Origin of the sequence: Nonomuraea sp. KM90 (assembly GCF_052246675.1) — a bacterium.
In the GTDB taxonomy this organism is placed as follows: domain Bacteria; phylum Actinomycetota; class Actinomycetes; order Streptosporangiales; family Streptosporangiaceae; genus Nonomuraea.
This window is the reverse complement of the sequence record NZ_JBQQCB010000017.1, coordinates 81,929-99,774: the sequence shown is the minus strand read 5'-3', so window position 1 is coordinate 99,774 and position 17,846 is coordinate 81,929. Positions and strand designations below refer to the sequence as shown.

20 protein-coding genes and 1 pseudogene are annotated in these 17,846 nt (G+C 73.0%); 15 read left to right on the top strand and 6 right to left on the bottom strand.

The window, feature by feature from the left end:
* Positions 1–7 precede the first annotated feature (7 nt).
* A pseudogene (locus ACTWPW_RS20470) lies at positions 8–112 on the bottom strand (cation-transporting P-type ATPase); the annotation flags it as partial.
* A gap of 171 nt (positions 113–283) precedes the next feature.
* On the opposite strand from ACTWPW_RS20470, the gene ACTWPW_RS20465 reads away from it, so the two are divergent.
* From ACTWPW_RS20465 to ACTWPW_RS20450, 4 genes are all read left to right on the top strand, one after another.
* Positions 284–541, top strand: a complete 258-nt coding sequence (locus tag ACTWPW_RS20465) for a hypothetical protein (RefSeq protein WP_443169607.1) — start codon at positions 284–286, stop codon at positions 539–541.
* A 106-nt stretch (positions 542–647) separates the two neighbouring features.
* Positions 648–821: a CBS domain-containing protein gene (locus ACTWPW_RS20460; protein ID WP_375114385.1), complete on the top strand. Its 174-nt coding sequence runs from the start codon at positions 648–650 to the stop codon at positions 819–821.
* Entirely contained in the window at positions 818–1,081 is a 264-nt protein-coding gene (locus ACTWPW_RS20455; RefSeq protein ID WP_443169606.1) for a BON domain-containing protein, read from the top strand. Before ACTWPW_RS20460 ends, ACTWPW_RS20455 begins: the two co-directional genes overlap by 4 nt.
* Positions 1,082–1,152: 71 nt before the next feature.
* Positions 1,153–1,845 carry a CBS domain-containing protein gene (locus tag ACTWPW_RS20450; RefSeq protein WP_443169605.1) on the top strand — a complete coding sequence of 231 codons (693 nt, stop codon included), beginning with the start codon at positions 1,153–1,155 and terminating at the stop codon, positions 1,843–1,845.
* Positions 1,846–1,888: 43 nt separating this feature from the next.
* On the opposite strand, the gene ACTWPW_RS20445 is transcribed toward ACTWPW_RS20450, so the two are convergent.
* Positions 1,889–3,325 carry a GNAT family N-acetyltransferase gene (locus ACTWPW_RS20445; RefSeq protein WP_443169604.1) on the bottom strand — a complete coding sequence of 479 codons (1,437 nt, stop codon included), beginning with the start codon at positions 3,323–3,325 and terminating at the stop codon, positions 1,889–1,891.
* Between the two features lie 107 nt (positions 3,326–3,432).
* On the opposite strand from ACTWPW_RS20445, the gene ACTWPW_RS20440 reads away from it, so the two are divergent.
* From ACTWPW_RS20440 to ACTWPW_RS20425, 4 genes are all read left to right on the top strand, one after another.
* Entirely contained in the window at positions 3,433–4,389 is a 957-nt protein-coding gene (locus tag ACTWPW_RS20440; protein ID WP_375114389.1) for a LysR family transcriptional regulator, read from the top strand.
* The gene (locus tag ACTWPW_RS20435) at positions 4,376–5,245 is read left to right on the top strand and encodes a helix-turn-helix transcriptional regulator (RefSeq protein WP_443169603.1); all 870 of its coding nucleotides are present in this window, start codon (positions 4,376–4,378) and stop codon (positions 5,243–5,245) included. Before ACTWPW_RS20440 ends, ACTWPW_RS20435 begins: the two co-directional genes overlap by 14 nt.
* Before the next feature lie 113 nt (positions 5,246–5,358).
* Entirely contained in the window at positions 5,359–6,369 is a 1,011-nt protein-coding gene (locus ACTWPW_RS20430; RefSeq protein ID WP_443169602.1) for an alcohol dehydrogenase catalytic domain-containing protein, read from the top strand.
* Positions 6,370–6,488: 119 nt separating this feature from the next.
* Positions 6,489–7,385, top strand: a complete 897-nt coding sequence (locus ACTWPW_RS20425; RefSeq protein WP_375114392.1) for an SDR family NAD(P)-dependent oxidoreductase — start codon at positions 6,489–6,491, stop codon at positions 7,383–7,385.
* Positions 7,386–7,435: 50 nt separating this feature from the next.
* On the opposite strand, the gene ACTWPW_RS20420 is transcribed toward ACTWPW_RS20425, so the two are convergent.
* Both ACTWPW_RS20420 and aroQ read right to left on the bottom strand, forming a co-directional pair.
* Positions 7,436–7,777: a histone-like nucleoid-structuring protein Lsr2 gene (locus ACTWPW_RS20420; protein ID WP_364113969.1), complete on the bottom strand. Its 342-nt coding sequence runs from the start codon at positions 7,775–7,777 to the stop codon at positions 7,436–7,438.
* A gap of 775 nt (positions 7,778–8,552) precedes the next feature.
* The gene (aroQ, locus tag ACTWPW_RS20415; protein ID WP_443169601.1) at positions 8,553–9,233 is read right to left on the bottom strand and encodes a gamma subclass chorismate mutase AroQ; all 681 of its coding nucleotides are present in this window, start codon (positions 9,231–9,233) and stop codon (positions 8,553–8,555) included.
* A 201-nt stretch (positions 9,234–9,434) separates the two neighbouring features.
* On the opposite strand from aroQ, the gene ACTWPW_RS20410 reads away from it, so the two are divergent.
* From ACTWPW_RS20410 to ACTWPW_RS20400, 3 genes are all read left to right on the top strand, one after another.
* The gene (locus ACTWPW_RS20410) at positions 9,435–9,923 is read left to right on the top strand and encodes a MarR family winged helix-turn-helix transcriptional regulator (RefSeq protein WP_375114394.1); all 489 of its coding nucleotides are present in this window, start codon (positions 9,435–9,437) and stop codon (positions 9,921–9,923) included.
* A gap of 75 nt (positions 9,924–9,998) precedes the next feature.
* Positions 9,999–11,444 carry a DHA2 family efflux MFS transporter permease subunit gene (locus ACTWPW_RS20405; protein WP_443169600.1) on the top strand — a complete coding sequence of 482 codons (1,446 nt, stop codon included), beginning with the start codon at positions 9,999–10,001 and terminating at the stop codon, positions 11,442–11,444.
* A gap of 15 nt (positions 11,445–11,459) precedes the next feature.
* Entirely contained in the window at positions 11,460–11,939 is a 480-nt protein-coding gene (locus tag ACTWPW_RS20400) for a TIGR03618 family F420-dependent PPOX class oxidoreductase (RefSeq protein WP_443169599.1), read from the top strand.
* On the opposite strand, the gene ACTWPW_RS20395 is transcribed toward ACTWPW_RS20400, so the two are convergent.
* Positions 11,860–12,741, bottom strand: coding sequence for a hypothetical protein (locus ACTWPW_RS20395; protein WP_443169598.1), 882 nt, complete (start codon positions 12,739–12,741; stop codon positions 11,860–11,862). The genes ACTWPW_RS20400 and ACTWPW_RS20395 overlap by 80 nt on opposite strands.
* 139 nt (positions 12,742–12,880) lie before the next feature.
* Here ACTWPW_RS20395 and ACTWPW_RS20390 point away from each other — a divergent pair, with 139 nt between their 5' ends.
* On the top strand, positions 12,881–13,717 hold the full coding sequence (locus tag ACTWPW_RS20390; RefSeq protein WP_443169597.1) for a hypothetical protein: 837 nt from the start codon (positions 12,881–12,883) through the stop codon (positions 13,715–13,717).
* Positions 13,718–13,787: 70 nt separating this feature from the next.
* Positions 13,788–14,489, top strand: coding sequence for a helix-turn-helix domain-containing protein (locus ACTWPW_RS20385; protein WP_443169596.1), 702 nt, complete (start codon positions 13,788–13,790; stop codon positions 14,487–14,489).
* A gap of 124 nt (positions 14,490–14,613) precedes the next feature.
* Here the strand turns inward: ACTWPW_RS20385 and ACTWPW_RS20380 are convergent, their stop codons facing one another.
* On the bottom strand, positions 14,614–15,252 hold the full coding sequence (locus ACTWPW_RS20380) for a TetR/AcrR family transcriptional regulator (RefSeq protein ID WP_443169595.1): 639 nt from the start codon (positions 15,250–15,252) through the stop codon (positions 14,614–14,616).
* A 144-nt stretch (positions 15,253–15,396) separates the two neighbouring features.
* Between ACTWPW_RS20380 and ACTWPW_RS20375 the strand changes: the two genes are divergently transcribed.
* Positions 15,397–16,578, top strand: coding sequence for an NAD(P)/FAD-dependent oxidoreductase (locus tag ACTWPW_RS20375; RefSeq protein WP_443169594.1), 1,182 nt, complete (start codon positions 15,397–15,399; stop codon positions 16,576–16,578).
* A 43-nt stretch (positions 16,579–16,621) separates the two neighbouring features.
* Complete coding sequence (locus tag ACTWPW_RS20370) at positions 16,622–17,833, top strand: cytochrome P450 (RefSeq protein ID WP_375114402.1); 1,212 nt, start codon at positions 16,622–16,624, stop codon at positions 17,831–17,833.
* Positions 17,834–17,846: the final 13 nt, after the last annotated feature.

Below are 17,846 nucleotides of genomic sequence, written 5' to 3'. Positions count from 1 at the left end.
CGGCCCGCGAGAGCAGGGAGCGGCGCTTCGGCTCGGGCAGCTCGTTCCGCCCGTGCTCGGACAGCAGCCGGGCTGCCTCGTCCTCGGCGAGCCCGTCCCGGGCATGCGTCATGGCGTCCATGGCACCACTGGATCACCCCCGGCCCCGGGCGCGCCGGAGCCGAAGGCCCTCGCTGCGAAGGACCTTCGGCCCGCGCTTCACCCGTCCTCCCGCGAGCCGGCCTTTCCCGCCGACGAGTCGTCCGCCCTTGGACCGGTGTGGCCGGACATCCGGGCGGCGAGAATGCCGGCGGCTTCGGACGAGCGCGAGGGGACGAAGGCCCGTGGCGCGGGCGGGTCCCGGCGCTGCTCCCCGAGGAGCGGCGGCGCGGGATCCTCGACGCCGGCTGGGTTCGACGCGACGGCCGCGGCCGCATCATCGGCGACCGCCGCCGCGTCCCCCCCTTACGGCCTGGACGAGGAGTTCGCCACCGACGCGGTGATCCAGGACCGGGACCCGCCCACAGGGCCGTCCGGCTCCGGCACCCGCTCTGACCGCTGACCAATGACCGCCGCCGGTCGGGACTTCCGGCCCTACATCGCGATCCGGCTCCGAGTTGTCATGAAAGAAGACAAATCCAGAGGAATGCCGAAAGAGCTGACCCGCCATGCGCATGACCGTCACGGACGTGATGACGAGCAAGGTCGTCTCCGTCACCGCCACCACCGCCTTCAAGGACATCGCCGAGACGCTCATCACCGGCGGCATCAGCGCCGTGCCGGTGGTGGACGACGACGGGGCCGGCAGAAGGCCGCCGGCGACACCGCCGGCGAGCTCATGACCAGCCCCGCCGTCTCCGTCTCCCCCGACGCGCCGGCGGTCGAGGCCGCCCGCGACGACATCCTCGACCGCGCGCTGTGGGTGAACACCGAGGGCGTGCAGGTGACGGTGGACCAGGGCGTCGTGACGCTGTCCGGCTGGATGGGGCGCCGCACCGAGACGGGCATCGCCGTACGCATGACGCGCCGGGTCAACGGGGTGGTCGACGTGATCGACAGGCTGACCTGGAAGCAGGACGACTCCACGTGGGACGCCAAGTGACCATCCCCGACAGCCCTGATCGCCAGCACCGCACCCGGCGCCGGCCGGGCCGGACACACCAGGAGAACACCATGAGAACCATCGTCGAGAACGTGATGACCACCGACGTCGCCGCCGTCGGCCGCAACGCCTCCTTCCACACCGTGGCCGAGCTGCTCATCACCAGGGGCGTCAGCGGCGTGCCGGTGCTCGATGACGACAACCGCGTGCTGGGCGTCGTCTCCGAGGCCGACCTGCTGGCCAAGGAGGAGTTCAAGGAGCGCTACTACGGCGACGGCTACCGCCCGCCGCTGCGCGCCCGCATCCGTCACACCACCGGCAGCGAGGGCAGCGGCTACCGCAAGTCGCTCGGCGAGACCGCCGGCGAGCTGATGACCGCGCCCGCCCACGTCACCACGCCCGACACGCCGATCGTGTCGGCCGCGCGGCTGATGGACCGCCACGGCGTCAAGCGCCTGCCCGTGGTCGACGCCGACGGCCGCCTGACCGGCATCGTCAGCCGCCGCGACCTGATCAAGGTCTTCCTGCGCCTCGACAAGGACATCGAGACGTACGTGCGCGACGCCGTGCGGGCCGACGACCACGGACTCGTGGTCACCGTCGCCGACGGCGTGGTCACCCTGTCCGGGACCCTGCCCGAGCACAGCCAGGCCGTCACCGCCGTCCGCCTGGCGGAGAACATCGACGGCGTCGTCGCCGTCCACGACGACCTCGCGTGGAAGCACGACGACATCGCCGATCTGCCCATGTGGGGCGGAGCATGACATGAGCGGGTCGGCCTCGACGCGCCGGGCCCCGGCCCCGCCGCTACGCCCGCGAGCGGTAGTGGTAGCCGTGCGACGCGGTGAAGCCCAGGCCCTCGTAGAGCGCGCGGGCCGCGCCGTTGTCCGCCTCGACCTGGAGGTAGAGACGGTCCGCGCCCCGCTCCTCCGACCAGCGGGCGAGCGCCGCCAGGAGGGCCCTCGCCACTCCCTTGCGCCGGTGGTCGGGATGGGTGGCCATGCAGAAGACCCCCGTCCAGCCGTCCTCCGTGACCGCCAGGGCCACACCGCTCGTGTCCTTGGCGAGCAGCACCGCCTCGGGCCGGATGCGCTCGATGACCGCCATGTCGCCGGCATCACCGTTCACCGCCTGGAACAGCTCGGGCCAGCGGGCCCGGTCGTGCACCGGCCCGGCCCCGGCGGGGTCGCCCGCCGCGGCCAGGACGGTCGCGGTGCCGGCGGTCATGACCAGTGTCCTGCCCGCCGTCGTGTAGCCGCGGGCCGCCAGGAGCGCGTCGAGCTCCCCGTGGTGTTCCGCGGGGCTCACCTGGACGGTCGCGGGGATCCCCCGTGCCGAGCAGAAGTCCTCCACCGCCTGGACGGACGGGACGGCCACGCCGGGCAGCGGGAGTGCCGAGTTGGAGCGCCTGCGGTGCACGCCCGGCGTGTGGCGCAGGAGCCAGCCGTCGCGTTCCTCAACGTGCAGGGCGGGCCAGGCGCCGGCCGCGCGCCGTTCGACCTGCCACGGACGCGACGCGGCGCACAGCCGGACGAGCTCGGGGACCAGGCTCCTGAGCATCTCCTCGTCCCGGGGGTCGGAGGGCGCGTACTCGGTGATGCCCAGGCCGGCGATCTCGTGCCGGGCCGCCAGGGCGGCGACCGCCTCGGTCAGGGCCCGCGCCGGCAGGCCGTCGGGCTCGGGGTAGCCGACCGACCTGATGCCGTCCAGGACGTCGAGGTCCACGTGGATGTAGAGGATCGCGCCCTCGTCGAGGGTGGAGAGGCCGCCGATGCCCGTCCGCTCGATGTACGCCGCCTCCCCGGGGTCCAGCGAGCGCGTTCCGACCATGGCCACCTGATCCGGGCGCAGCGCGGGCGAGGGCGTCAGTCCTGGCGGGCCCTCGCCCAGGAGGGCGCGCAGGATCATGCCGTGGAAGGCCCCGGACGGTGACGTGGCCGGGGAGTTCAGGTCGCCGTGGGCGTCGAACCACACGAGGTTGAGGCGATCGCCGTGCCGGCGCAGCGCGGCCGCGACCGGTTCGAGCTCCACGCCGCAGTCGCCGCCGACCGTGACGACGAAGCCGTCCTCCGGCAGCGCCCGCCGGACCCGCTCGGCGGTCTCGGCGAGGGTGTCGCCGGTCTCCACCCGTACGTGCCGCGCTCCGGGAACCATCGCGGCCAGCCGGGCCGCGCCTTCGACCAGCCTGGGCGCCGTGGGCGACAGCGACCCCTGCCATTGCGGGATTTCGACGACAGTCCGCATACTGCCCTCCTTCACCTGGGGTTTTCTGGTGGCCGGGCGACAGTGTGGCGTGGTCCAATCGGCAACGTCCACTTAGTATTCATGAGCCGATCTATAAGGTTTCCTTGATGTTGGATCCCACGAGGCTGCGCCTGCTGCGCGAGTTCGCCGAGCACGGCACGATGACGGCCGTGGCCGAGGTCTGCGGCCTGACCTCCTCCGCCGTCTCGCAGCAGCTCGCCACCCTGGAGCGCGAGGCCGGGGTCCGGCTGTTCGAGCGGGCCGGGCGCCGGGTCCGGCTGACGGCGGAGGGGCGGCGCCTCGTCGGCCACGCGCACAATGTCCTGAACGCCCTGGACGCCGCCGAGGAGGATCTCCGCTCGGCCTCGACCCCGCGCGGTCCCGTACGCGTGGCCTGCTTCGCCACCGCCGCGGTCCACCGCCTGCTGCCCGCGATGGCCACCGTCCGAACCCGGCACCCCGACCTCCACGTCATCATGTACGAGCTCGAGCCCCGCGAGGCGATCGAGGCGCTCCGCGAGGGCCGCTGCGACCTCGGGATCGCCTTCACCTACAGCCTCATCCCCGAGGACCCGCCCCCCGGGGTCACCCGGCGGCGCCTGGGCGTCGAGCCCCTCCTGATCGCCCTGCCCGCCGGCCACCCGGCCGCCGCCGACGAGGTGGACCTGCGCTCGCTGCGCGGGGAGCCGTGGATAGCGGGCTCCTGGGGCACCGCCGACCACGAGATGCTCGACCGCGCCTGCGCGCTGGCGGGCTTCCGCCCGAACGTCGTGCACACCGCCGACGACTACGCGCTCGTCCTGCGTATGGTCCGCGAGGGACTGGGCGCCAGCCTGGTGCCCGAGCTGGTGGCCACGGTGGTCGGCGTACCCGACGGCGTCGTGCTCCGCCCGATCTCCACGATCGAGATCACCCGCACCACGCACGCGCTGCTCCGCACCGAGACCCCGGCGATCAACGCCGTGCTCGCCCTGCTCAGGAGCCCGGGCACCGGCATGAGCGGTCGGCGGGCCGACCTAGAGTCGGAAGGAGACGAGAGGAGAGGGCAAGGTGGACCTGCGTGAGCTCGGATCGTTCCTGAAGTCCCGCAGAGACCGGCTGCGCCCGGAGGCGGTCGGCCTGCCGCCCGGCACCCGGCGGCGGGTGCCCGGGCTGCGCCGCGACGAGGTGGCGCAGCTGGCCTGCGTGTCCGCCGACTACTACACCGAGCTGGAGCAGGGCCGCGGGCAGTCCCCCTCGGAGCCGGTCCTGCGCGGGCTGGCCGGCGCCCTGCGCCTGGACCCGGACGAGACCGTCCACCTGTTCCTCCTGGCGGGCCGGCCGGCGCCGTTCGGCGCGGAGCCCCTCCAGATGCAGTCCGCGCTGCGCCAGCTCATGGACCGCCTGCAGGACACGCCCGCCATGGTGATCACCGACATGCACGAGGTGGTCATGCAGAACCACGCCGCGCAGGTCCTCGTCGGGCCGCAGGCGGGGCTGACCGGCGTCCGGGCCAGCTTCCTCCACCACTGGTTCACCGTCCCGGCCACCCGCGACCTCTACCCGGCCGAGGACCACGACTACCACTCCCGGCTGCTCGTCTCCGACCTGCGCGCCGCGGTCGCCCGCCGCGGCCCCGGCGACCGGGCCGGCGCCGACCTCGTCGCCCACCTGCTGGCCGCCGGCGGCGAGTTCGCCGAGCTGTGGCGGGCGCAGGAGGTCAAGGTGCGCCACGAGGAGTACAAGCGGATCGTCAACCCGGCGCTCGGCATCCTCAAGGTCACCTGCAACAGCATCGTCACGGCCGACGCCGCCCAGCGGCTGCTCTGGTTCGTCCCCGACGACCCCGCGGTCATGCCGGCGCTGCGCACCCTCGACCCCGCCGGCGTCTGGCGCGACACCCCGGGCCCGGCCTTCGGCCTCTTCGCAAGCTGGGGTTGATCACCCCAGGCTGCACACTTTTCCCGCCGGGCGGTCGGGGGGCAGGCTGGAAGGAGGCGGTGCGGGGGCACTCTCCGAGCCTCCGTACGAGCTCAGCCAACGAGGAGACCGTCATGCGAGTCGCACTGGCCACCGGGGTGAACGCCCCGCTTTCCCTTACCGAGCGCGAGGTCCCGGAGCCGGGTCCGGGCGAGGTCCTGATCAAGATCACCGCCTGCGGCGTGTGCTTCACCGACCTGAACCTCGTGCGCGGGCACTACCCGTTCGCCCGCTTCCCGGTCGTACCCGGCCACGAGATCACCGGCACGGTCGCCGCGCTCGGCAGCGGCGTGTCCGGCCTGTCCGTGGGCGACCCGGTCGGGGCCCAGTTCCTGTACGACTCGTGCGGCCACTGCGACTACTGCGTGTCCGGCGACCAGATTCTCTGCCCGTCCAAGCGCATCACCGGCATCGTGGCCGATGGCGGGTACGCCGAGTACGGCCTGTTCAAGGGCGGCTACGTGACCCCGCTGCCGGCCGGGCTCGATCCGGTGGCCGCGGCGCCGCTGATGTGCGCGGGGCTGACCGCGTTCAACGGCCTGCGGCAGGCCGGCGCCACCCCGAGCTCCAGGGTGGCGGTCATCGGCAGCGGCGGCATCGGCGCGCTCGCCATCCGGTACGCCCTGGCCATGGGCGCGCGGGTCGCGATGATCGGCAGGTCCGCCGACGGCGCGGCCGCCGCCAAGGAGCTCGGCGCCGAGCTGTACGTGGCCACCCGCGACACCGACCCGGCCGCGGCGCTCAAGGCGTGGGACGGCGGCGCGAACGTCATCCTGAACGCCGCCCCGTCCAACGCGGCCGCCGCCGCGACCCTCGGCGGGCTCGCCCCCGACGGGACGCTGGTGCTCTGCGGCTACGACAACACGCCGCTCACCCTGCAGGCCCAGCCGATGGTGCTCAACCGGCTGCGGGTCATGGCCTCGCCGTCCGGCTCGCCGCACGACCTGCGCGACACGCTGGCCTTCTCGGCGCAGCACGGCATCCTGCCCGCGGTCACCCCGATCACGCTCGACCAGGCCCCGGAGACGCTGGAGGCCATGGCCGCCGGCTCCGGTGGCGGCCGCCGCGTCATCACCTTCCACTGACCAGCCGGGTCATCGCCTTCCAGTGACCGGCCGGGTCGTCGCCTTCCACTGACCGGCCGCGGCCCGCGGGCTCCGCCCGGCTTCCCGCCGCCTGTCATCCTGATCTCCGGGAGTACCTCATGAGCGAGACCATCCTCATCACCGGCGCGAGCTCCGGCTTCGGCGCCCTCTCCGCCCGCGCCCTGGCCCGCGCCGGCCACACCGTGTACGCGGCCATGCGCGCCACCGACGGCCGCAACGCCGCCCGCGTCGCCGAGGTGCGCGACTACGCCGAGGAGCACGACGTGGACCTGCGGGTCGTCGAGCTGGACGTGCTGTCGCAGGAGTCCGTCGACGCGGCGGTCGCGGCCGTCGTGGCCGAGGCGGACGCCATCGACGTGGTCGTGCACAACGCCGGGCACATGGTGCTCGGGCCGGCCGAGGCGTTCACGCCCGAGGAGCTCGCCGCCGTCTACGACACGAACGTGCTCGGCAGCCAGCGGCTCAACCGGGCGGTCCTGCCGCACATGCGCCGCCGGGAGCGCGGTCTGCTGCTGTGGGTCGGCTCCAGCTCCACCAGGGGCGGCACACCGCCGTACCTCGCCCCGTATTTCGCCGCCAAGGCGGCGGCCGACGCGCTGGCCGTGTCGTACGCCGCCGAGCTGGCCCGCTTCGGCATCGAGACGACCATCGTCGTCCCCGGCGCCTTCACCTCGGGCACCAACCACTTCGCCAACGCCGGTCACCCGGCCGAGCGGAGCGTGCTCCCGGCCTACGACGAGCGGTACGGCGCGCTGATGGAGCAGGTCGCCAAGCGCCTGGCCGCCCTGCAGCCGCCCGATGCCGACGTGTCCCTGGTGGCCGACGCCATCGTCCAGGTCGTCGGCGCCCCGCACGGGCAGCGCCCCTTCCGGGTGCACGTCGACCCGGCCGACGACGGCTCGGCGGAGGTCAGCGAGGTCGCCGACCGCATCCGCACCCGTTTCCTGACCCGCATCGGGCTCGCCGACCTGCTCACGCCGCACTCCGCCGCCTGACCCCCTTCAGGGGGAGGCGGCGAGCCTCCGGGACGGCACGCCCGCTCCGCTCAGTGAGCGGCTTCGTACTGCTCCACGACGGTGGCGGCGATGCGGCCGCGCTCGCTCACCGGCAGACCCTGGGCCTTGGCCCAGCGCCTGATCTCAGTGGACTTCTCACGGCTGACTGCCCGGGTGGAACCGGCGCCCGCGCGCCTGCCGCGAGGCCCCCTGTCGGCACGGACCGCGCGAGCCTTGGTGATAAAGGGCGCGAGGGCCTTCTCCAACTTCTCCCTGTTCGAGCCCGACAGATCGATCTCGTAGCTCGTGCCGTCGAGCGCGAACCGTGTGGTCCCCTCGGCGTCACTGCCGTCGATGTCATCGATAAAGGACTCAACAATACGCTTCGCCATAAGGGTGCTCCAATTACGTAACGGTTGCAGGTACTGTAGCCTTCTTCAGCACATTATGCATCTCCAGGGGGTGCCGTTCCAGCTCAAAGGAACGGCTCGGGCCAACCTTGAACAACGCGGTCTTTCGCCCATGTGGCGCAGTTCTCGTGGTTCTCGGGCCCGGCATTCATCGACGGCGGCTCAGCCCCTGACCTGGCGGTGGACATCCCGGCCGCCCGGGCGGGGCCGAGGCGCGCGTCCGGGGCCGCACGAGATACCCGCCCCCCTTCCTACCAGTGATAAGCCATCGACACACGGCGACCGCACCATGGAACCGGCACCCCTGGAGCGGCGTGGGAGGTCGCCGTATCTCCAGCCCCACGGCGCACCCCTGTGAACGTGCCCCAATCAGCCCTCACCGGCGCCGATCCACCGGCTCACCTGGCGCTCCCGGCATTGCCGCCGCGCGGGCGCCCGTCCCTGGTGTCAATAGCTATGATTCGCCATGTTGAAGTTCAATTCAAAGTATGGCCCGTCGCATCCGGTCATTGACCGAGAGCGTCCGACCGGTGCGATTAGAAGCAAGATCCTTCGGTGACATGGTGTGCGGCGTCCCCGACGCACACGAGGTTCTGAACCGTTCCGGCTTCCCCGGGCGCGTTACGGCGCAAAGCCCCGGCGGCATTGGGAACGACGGATCGGGCGGCCCCAAGGGTTGGGTTCTGGAAACGCACACCGCCGGGTTTTGAGCTGATCGCCGGTAAATTCCGCTCGCATGCTCCGGAGGACGTTCTCGTTATCTGTCGCGGATCCGGCAGACGGGGGTCAGGGCCACCCTCAGGGCGGCTCGGTGCAGCGGGTCGAGGCGGGTGCGCGTCCCGGCGGCGCGGCGGGCGATGGCGAGGGTCTCCTGGCACCGGTCCGGGATCGCGCGGACGGGCCCGGTCGCCTTCAGCAGCTCCAGCAGGCGGGGAGTGAGCCGGTCGAGCTTCGGGCGCACCCCGGTGGCCAGGTCGGGCCGCTCGCGCGGGCACAGCTCCGGGTACGCCCGCCAGCGCGCGTGCAGTCCGCGCTGCACCAGCTTGGCCGCCTCGATCTGGGCCCGGAAGAACCGTACGCCGGTGTCCGGGGGCAGGCCGATCTCCGCCGACGTCGCGGCGACCGACGCCAGCAGCTCCCGCTCCCGCACGGGATCGGTGATGGGACCCGCGCCCCCGAACTTCGCCGCCGCCACGGCATCGGCCAGGAGCAGCCGGCGAGCGGCCACCTCCGCCAGCGCCGGCAGGCCCGACGGCCCGGCCGGAGGTGCCGCGCGGACGGTGTCGGGTGGAGTGGTGGCGATGCGTGGAGCGGTGGGTGGCCGGGGCCGGTCGGGAAGGGCCGGGGCGGCGACGACGATGGCGGCGGCGGCGACGGCGAGCAGGACGGCGGCGGTGGCCGCGGCATGGCGCGCCGCGGGCCGGGCCTGATGGGTCATGTGCCTGCTCCGATGCGTGCTACCGGCGACGAGCGGGCAACGGCCACGTCGCCCGCCAGAGACGTGCTCACCGTAGCGCGTTCGTCACCTTCCGCGTTCGGAGCGTCACTGATCCGGGCCGCAGGCGCAAAGGACCGCGGCGCGTCCAGCTTTGGACTTCGCCAGATAATCCATTACGGGACGAGTTGGTAGCCTGGGGGCATGACTGCTATGGCACCCTCGCGCACCGAGCCCGACCTGTCCTTCCTGCTCGACCGCACCAGCCATGTGCTGCGCTCCCAGATGGCGGCGGCCCTGGCCGAGATCGGGCTGACCGCCCGCATGCACTGCGTGCTGGTCCACGCGCTGGAGGAGGAGCGCACCCAGATCCAGCTCGCCGAGCTCGGCGACATGGACAAGACCACGATGGTGGTGACCATGGACGCCCTGGAGAAGGCCGGCCTGGCGGAGCGGCGCCCGTCCAGCACGGACCGGCGGGCCCGCATCGTGGCGGTGACCGAGAAGGGCGCCGAGGTCGCGCGGCGGAGCCAGGAGATCGTGGACGGCGTGCACGCGGCGGCGCTGGGCTCCCTGCCGGACGACGAGCGGGAGGTCCTGCTGCGTGCTATGAACCGGCTCGTCACCGGCCACCTGGCCACCCTGCCCGAGGCGCCGCAGGCGGTCCGGCGGGCCCGGGAGCGCACAAAGTAGGTCCGATAGGGATCGTCTGCAACGGAACTATCTGCTACGGTCTCTCCTGTTGATCCCTTGAGACAGGAGTGGACCATGTCGTTCACATCACGTCGCACGGCGCTCGTCGTGCTGTCGACCTCCGCGTTGATGACCATCCTGGACGGCAGCATCGTCACGGTCGCGATGCCCGCCATCCAGCGTGACCTGGGCTTCTCTCCCGCCGGTCTGAGCTGGGTGGTCAACGCCTACCTGATCGCGTTCGGCGGGTTGCTGCTGCTGGCCGGCCGGCTCGGCGACCTCCTGGGGCGCAAGGCCATGTTCCTGGCCGGGAACGCGGTGTTCACCGCCGCGTCCCTGCTGGCCGGGGCGGCGGGCAGCCAGGAGATGCTGATCGCCGCCCGGTTCCTGCAGGGTGTGGGCAGCGCGATGGCCTCGGCCGTCGTGCTCGGCATCCTGGTGACCCTCTTCACCGAGCCACGCGAGCGCGCCAAGGCGATCGCGGTGTTCAGCTTCACCGGCGCAGCGGGGGCGTCGATCGGGCAGGTCGTCGGCGGCGTGCTGACCGATGTGCTCGACTGGCACTGGATCTTCTTCATCAACCTGCCGATCGGCCTGGCCACGATCGCGGTGGCCCTGCCGGCGCTGCCGGCCGACCGCGGGCTCGGGCTCCGCGCCGGGGCCGACGTGGCCGGTGCGCTGCTCGTCACGGCGGGCCTGATGCTGGGCATCTACACCGTGGTCAAGGTGGAGGAGCACGGGTGGCTGGCGGCGCACACCCTGGGGCTCGGCGCGGTGTCGCTGGCGCTGCTCGCCGCGTTCGTCGTCCGCCAGGCCACCGCGAAGAACCCGCTGATGCCCCTGCGCGTGCTGCGCTCCCGCAGCGTCGCCGGGGCGAACGCGGTCCAGGTCCTCGCGCTGTCGGCGATGTTCTCCTTCCAGATCATCGTCGCCCTCTACATGCAGAAGGTCCTCGGCTACGGCGCCCTGGACACCGGGCTGGCGATGCTCCCGGCGGCGGTGGCGATCGGCACGATCTCGCTCTTCGTCTCGGCCCGGCTGAGCGCCCGCTTCGGCGCCCGCGCCGTGCTGCTGGGCGGGCTCGTGCTGCTGTTCGCCGCGATGGCCTGGCTGACCCGGATCCCGGTGCAGGCGAGCTACGTCACCGACCTGCTCCCGGTGATGGTGCTGATCGCGGGCGGCGGCCTGGTGCTCCCGACGCTGACCGCGCTCGGCATGTCCGGCGCCCGGGAGGACGACGCCGGGCTGGCCTCCGGCCTGTTCAACACCACCCAGCAGATCGGCATGGCCCTGGGCGTCGCCGTCCTGTCCACGCTGGCGGCCTCCCGTACCGAGGCGCTGCGGGCCGGCGGCGCGTCCGACGCGGCCGCGCTGACCGGCGGGTACCACCTCGCCTTCGCCACCTCCGCCGGGCTGCTCGTCGCGGCCTTCGCGGTCGCCCTGATCGTGCTGCGCCGGCCGAAGCCCGGGCCGGGCGGATCCCCGGCCCGGCCGCAGATCCAGCACCCGACCACCGTCTGAACAGGAGCCATCGAGATGTCCGAATACGGACCTGGGCAAGGACCGGGCGCGCGCCCGCTCACCGAGGACGAACTGCTGGAGATCCTGGGCAAGCAGCCCTTCGGCGTCCTGGCCACGCTCAAGCGCGACGGCCGGCCGCACCTGGCCTCCATGGTCGTCAACTGGAACGCCGGGGAGCGGGTCATCCGGATCTCGTCGGCGGAGGGCCGCGTCAAGGTAGGCCATCTGCGCCACGACCCGCGGGCGACCGTGCACCTGCAAGGTGACAGCGTCCTGTCCTACGCCGTGGCCGAGGGCGAGGCGGAGGTGTCGGAGGTGACGACGGTGCCCGGCGACGCGACCGGCCGCGAGCTGCTGGAGATGTCGGGGGGCTTCGCGGACCCGGCGGACGAGGCGGCGTTCCTCGAGGAGATGGTCAGGGGCCGGCGGCTGGTGATCCGGCTGAAGGTGTCGCGGATGTACGGGGTGGCCCTGGACCTCGCCCCGGAGGGCTGAGCGGCGCTCCCACGACGGTGACGCCGCCCCTCGCGTCGAGCAGCCCTCTGGCACCCAGGGGGCTGCTCAGCCGGTAGGTGAAGGGCCTGGCGCGGAAGTCGGCGGGCACGACACACCGCTCGGGCGCCCCCTGGGGTTCGAGCGTCTCGACGACGCCGATCACGACGACATCCGGGGTCTCCGTGATCCGCACGTGCGGAGCCGGCCGGTCCCCGCCCCCGCACGTGCGGCCGGGGTCCATCCAGACGGTGACCTCGCGCCGCGCCGGGCTCGCGCTCGCCCACGTGATGGCGGACGACCGGGAGAGCGACCCGAGCCGCCAGAAGAGCCGGGACGGCAGCGCCGGCCACACCAGCACCCCGCCCCGGGACAGGCGGAAACTCCAGGCCGGAAGCCGTACGGGGCCGCGGTCGGACTGGAAGGCGTGCACGGTGTGCTGCGCCCCGACCACCGTGTCCTCCGGCCCTGGCGCCCCCAGCCGGGCCAGCTGCCGGGCCAGGCCGTCGAACGCCTCCGAAGCGGAGATCCGCGGCAGCCGGGCCACCCCGTCGGGCAACGACACCGCCGTGGCCGCCGGCGCCGGTGCGTCCAGGGGCGTGCCGGGTCTCACGCGTGCGACGCGCCCGCCGGCCGGCTTCACGGCCACCGCCGGAAGCGTCTGCACCAGCAGGATCGGACGAGGCGCCCGGCCTTCCCGGAACGGCGCCCACTCCTGGACCACTGCCGACGGGTCCCGATACCTGATCACGGTTTCCCCGGTGAGCACCAGCTGGGCGGCGACCAGGAGGAGAACCGCGCACATCGCTTTTCTCATCGTAAGAACGGGACGTGTGCCGGCGAACCTGGGTTCACCGGCCGTGGCATCCCCGATTCGGCTTGACTGGCGATCTTAGATGCACCAGATTATTCGCGACTTTTCGGACCGTTCCCTAGGAATCCTCATGAAGCGAACCATCGTCGGTGTCGCCGTGGTCGCGGGCGTGGTGCAGCTCACCGCCACCCCCGCGCAGGCGGCACTCGCAAGCGACCCGGTCAAGGCGCTCCAGTCGGAGTTAGCGCGCGGCAGGGCCGTCAACGTTCAGTCCACGGCGAAGGTGGCGTACTCGCGTGACCAGGTCGCCGGCTCCGAGCTGGACGGCACCATCGGGTTCGGCCCCCGGGGCGCGGTCGCGTCCGACGTGGGCCAGACGCTGACGTACAGCGAGGCCCTGCTCCGCGGCATGATGCGCTCCCGCCCGAAGGAGACCGAGGACCTGCTGGAGGGGCCCATCCGGATGATCTCCTCGGGCACGTCGAGCTACGTCTCCGGTCCGGTGGTCGACGACGCCCTGCCGCAGGGCACGAGCTGGGTGCGCTACGGCGGCGTGACCCTGCCGGCGAGCAATCTGCTGGTGGAGACGCTGGAGCCGGCCACCCTCAAGACGCTCCTGGCCGGCCGCTCCTCCTGGCGCGACGGGGTGCTCAAGGGGTCCGTCAAGGCCTCCAAGCTCGCGGCCGCGTCGCCCGCGTTCGCCGCGCGCTACGGCACGCGGTACAAGAAGGGCCACGACGGCACGATCTCCTACACCCTCTGGTTCGGCGCCAAGGGCCTGGTCGAGCGGGTGTCCGCCAAGGGCGTGCTGCCCGTGGACAAGGGTTCCGTCAGGATCGAGTCGACCACCCGGTTCTCGGACTGGGGCCGCGAGGTCACCGTCCTGCTGCCGCTGCGCGGCGACGTGATCGACCGGACGCGGGTCGCCGACGACGTGCCCGCCCAGGTCCCCGGGATCTGGAACTAGCGGAAGGGGCCCTGGCGTAGGGTCTGGGTGCGGCGCCAGGGCGCCCGGCGGTCGGGAAGGAGTGACGGGGATGGGCCTGGAGGTCGAGAGCCGGCCGTCGGATTCTCCGTACGTCGAGCGGGTGTGGCGCAGCCGCAGCGAGCACGTCGACCAGATGACGTCGATCGCCGCCGCCGGCTGGGACCTGGTCTTCTGGGAGCATCGCGGCCAGGTGAGCGTGGCCGTCCACGGGCCGGAGACGAAGGCCGCCACGGCCCCGGTCCCCGAGGACGCCACGTTCTTCGGGATCACCTTCTCGCTCGGCACCACGATGCCGCACCTCCCCGTCAGCCGGCTCGTGAACGACACGGCGGAGATCCCCGACGCGACGCGGAGATCGTTCTGGCTGAAGGGCTCGTCCTGGGACGTGCCCGGCTACGACGACGCGGAGGCGTTCGTCCGGCGGATGGCGCGGGAGGAGGTGCTGGTCCGCGACCCGATCGTGGCCGCGGTGCTGGGCGAGGCGCCCCCTGACGTGTCCGAGCGCACCGTGCAGCGGCGCTTCCTGGCCGCGACCGGCCTCACCCAGGGCGCCATCCGGCAGATCGACCGGGCCAGGCAGGCGGCGGTGCTGATCCAGGAGGGCGTGCCGGTCCACGACGTGATCCACCGGCTCGGCTACTTCGACCAGCCGCACCTGGCGCGGTCGCTGACCCGTTTCGTCGGCCGGACCGCCACGCAGCTCGGCGACCGGGCGGCGCCGATGCCGCTGTCGCTGCTGTACAAGACCTGAGCGCCGGCCCGCCAGGCACGTGATCAGCGGGACGTCGCCCGCCTGGTCGCCTTTCGCATGTCCGAACGGGATCCCCCGCCTCAGCCGGCGGGCGCGGCGAGCGAGCCGGAGAACCGTGCGGATCTCAGGTGAGCGGGCGGATGACGTCGGGACGCAGGGCGTCCAGCAGCGGCCAGGTCAGGGCCGCCATCTCGGCCGGGGTGCGCGGGCAGCCGCGCTGGAGCCAGTCCGCCGCCACCCCGATGAGCGCCCCCGCCATGAACGCGGAGGGCACGTCGTGCGGGATGTCCAGCGGCGCCCCGGCGCGCTCCGGGAGCTCGCCGCCGACGACGCCATGGTGCACGCGGTCGTGGATGGCCACGGTGCTGCGGCGGCGGATGTGGTCGGCCACGCGGGCGCTGCCCTGCGGCCCGAGGAGGGCGCGGTAGAGGCCGGCGTGCTCGGCGAGGCTGGCGAAGAAGTCCTCCAGTGACCGGGTCGCCTCCGGCCCCGGGTCCGGGGAGTCGGGGCCGGGGCCGGGCAGGGACGCCATCAGGTTGTCGATCATCGCGGTGCAGGCCGCCTCGGCCAGCTCGTGGACATCGCGGTAGTGGTCGTAGAAGGTCGAGCGGCTCACGCCGGCGTGCTCGGCGACGTCCGCCACGCTGACCCGGGACAGGTCCTGCTCCTCGACGAGCTTGAGCAGCGCGCGGGCCAGGGACGCCTGGGTCCGGCGCACCCGCCGGTCGCCGGAGGGGAGATTGCTGCTTTTCGTGGTGCCCACGCCTTTCACCCTACCGTCACTCTACATGTGCAGGTTTTCCTACATCTGTAGGGTAATCTGATCCCACGCGACGACGAAAGGACCACGTCACATGCGGATATGCGCAGGCAGGGCCGCCGCCGCCCTTCGCCGGAGCGACGCCCCGTGACCTCGCCCGGGAGCATCGTGATCGCCGGGGCTTCGGCCGCCGGGCTGAGCACCGCGGAGGCGCTGCGCCGGCACGGCTACGAGGGCCGGCTGACGCTCCTGGACGCCGGGCCGCATCTGCCCTACGACCGGCCGCCGCTGTCGAAGCAGGTCCTGGCCGGCGCCTGGGAGCCGGCGCGGACCCGGCTCCGTACGCAGGCGCAGCTGGAGGCGCTGAACGCCGACTTCGTGCTGTGCGAGCCCGCCGCCTCCCTGGACGCCGCGGCCCGTGCCGTCACCACCGCCTCCGGCCGCGTCCTGCGGGCCGACGCCGTCGTCATCGCCACCGGCCTGGAGCCCAGGACGCTCCCCGGGCAGGACGGGCTGGCCGGGGTGCACGTGCTGCGCGGCCTGGACGACGCGCTCACCCTGCACACCCACCTCACCGCCGCCGAGCGGCTCGTGGTCGTGGGCGAGGGTGTGCTGGGCGCGGAGATCGCCGCCACCGCCCGGGTCATGGGCCTGGACGTCACGCTCGCCGGGATGGGCCACACCCTGCTGGGCGACCAGCTCGGCGTGGTGGTCGGCGCCCTGCTCGGCAGCGTGCACGGCGAGCGCGGCGTGCGGCTGCGGCTCGGCGTCGCGGTCGACGGGCTGACCGGAGCAGGCGGACGCGTCACGGGGGTACGCCTGGCCACCGGCGAGCTCCTGCCCGCCGACGCCGTCGTGGTGGCCATCGGCTCCCGGCCGGCCACCGGCTGGCTGGCGGGCAGCGGGCTCACCCTGGGCGACGGGGTGGAGTGCGACTCGCGCTGCCGCGCCGCCGAGGGCGTCTACGCCGTCGGGGACGTCGCGTCGTGGCAGCACGAGGGGCTGGGCAGGCGGCTGCGGCTGGAGAACCGGACCAACGCCACCGAGCAGGCCCAGGTCGTGGCGGCCAACCTGCTCGGCGCCGACCGCCCGTACACGCCGATCCCCTATTTCTGGACAGACCAGTACGACATCAAGATCCAGGCCCACGGCCTGCCGTCACCCGCGGCCGAGGTCGGCATCGCCGAGGGCGACCCGGCGCAGGGCCGCTTCGCCGCCCTCTACCGCGAGGGCGGGCGGGTCACCGGCGTGCTCGGCTGGAACATGCCCAAACAGGCCCGCCTCCTGCGGCAACAGGCCCTCGGCAACCAGCCGCTCGCGCCCGCGTGACGCTGCGCCCAGGCGAGCAACCATCCACGAAGAGGAGATGCGCATGAGCGTCAACGAAGAGGTTCTGAGCTACCCGATCCCCAGCGACGCGGCGCTGGACCCGCCCCAGGAGTGGGCCGAGCTGCGCGGCAAGTGCCCAGTGGCCCACGTGACGCTGCCCAGCGGCGACCGGGCGCGGCTGCTGACCCGCTACGACGACGTCAAGCAGGTGCTGGCCGACCCGCGCTTCACCCGCCAGCTCACCGCCCCCGACGCGGCCCGGCTGTCGGCCGACGGCGGCGGGGTGTTCAACAGCGACGTCGCGCAGATCATCCCCGACAGCGGGGAGGAGCACCTGCGCTGGCGGCGCCTGGTCGGCAAGTGGTTCACCGCCAAGCGCATGGCCGCCCTGCGGCCCACGATGGCGCAGATCGCCGACGACCTCATCGACGAGATGGTGGCGCGGGGCGCGCCGGGCGACCTCAAGGCGAGCCTGGGCTTCCCGCTGCCGGTGTACGTGATCTGCGACATGCTCGGCGTGCCGGCCGAGGACCGGGACCGGTTCTCGTACTGGTCGGACACGCTGCTCAACCTCACCCGCTACACCAAGGAGGAGATCGAGGCCGCCCAGGCCGCGTTCTTCCAGTACATGTCCGACCACGTCGCCGCCAAGCGGGAGCAGCCGGGCGAGGACCTGCTCAGCGAGCTGATCGCGGCCGGCGGCCCGGAGGACGGCGGGCTGACCGACCTGCAGATCCTGGTCACCGGCATGGCCCTGCTGGTCGCCGGGCACGAGACCACCGCGAACATGATCGGCAAGATGGTCTCCATGCTGCTGGCCGACCGCAGCCGCTGGGAGGCGCTGCTGGCCGACCCGAAGCTCATCCGCACGGCGGTGGAGGAGACGCTGCGCCTCGACGCCAACTCCGGCTTCGGCCTGCCGCGCTACCTGCCCGTGGAGGCCGAGATCGCCGACACCGTGCTGCCCAAGGGCACCACCGTGATCTGCAGCATGGCCGCCGCCAACCGCGACGACAGCGCCTTCGAGGCCGCCGACCGGATGGACCTGACCCGCAGCCCGAACGCGCACCTGGCCTTCGGCGCCGGCGCCCATTCCTGCCTCGGCCAGTCGCTGGCCCGCACCGAGCTGCAGGTCGTGCTCGAGGTGCTGCTGCGCCGGCTGCCCACCCTGGAGCTGGCCGTGCCGTTGGCGGAGCTGGAGCGGGTGGAGGGCCTGGCCGTCGGCGGCCTGCGCACCGTCCCGGTCCGCTGGTGACCCGGACCGACAG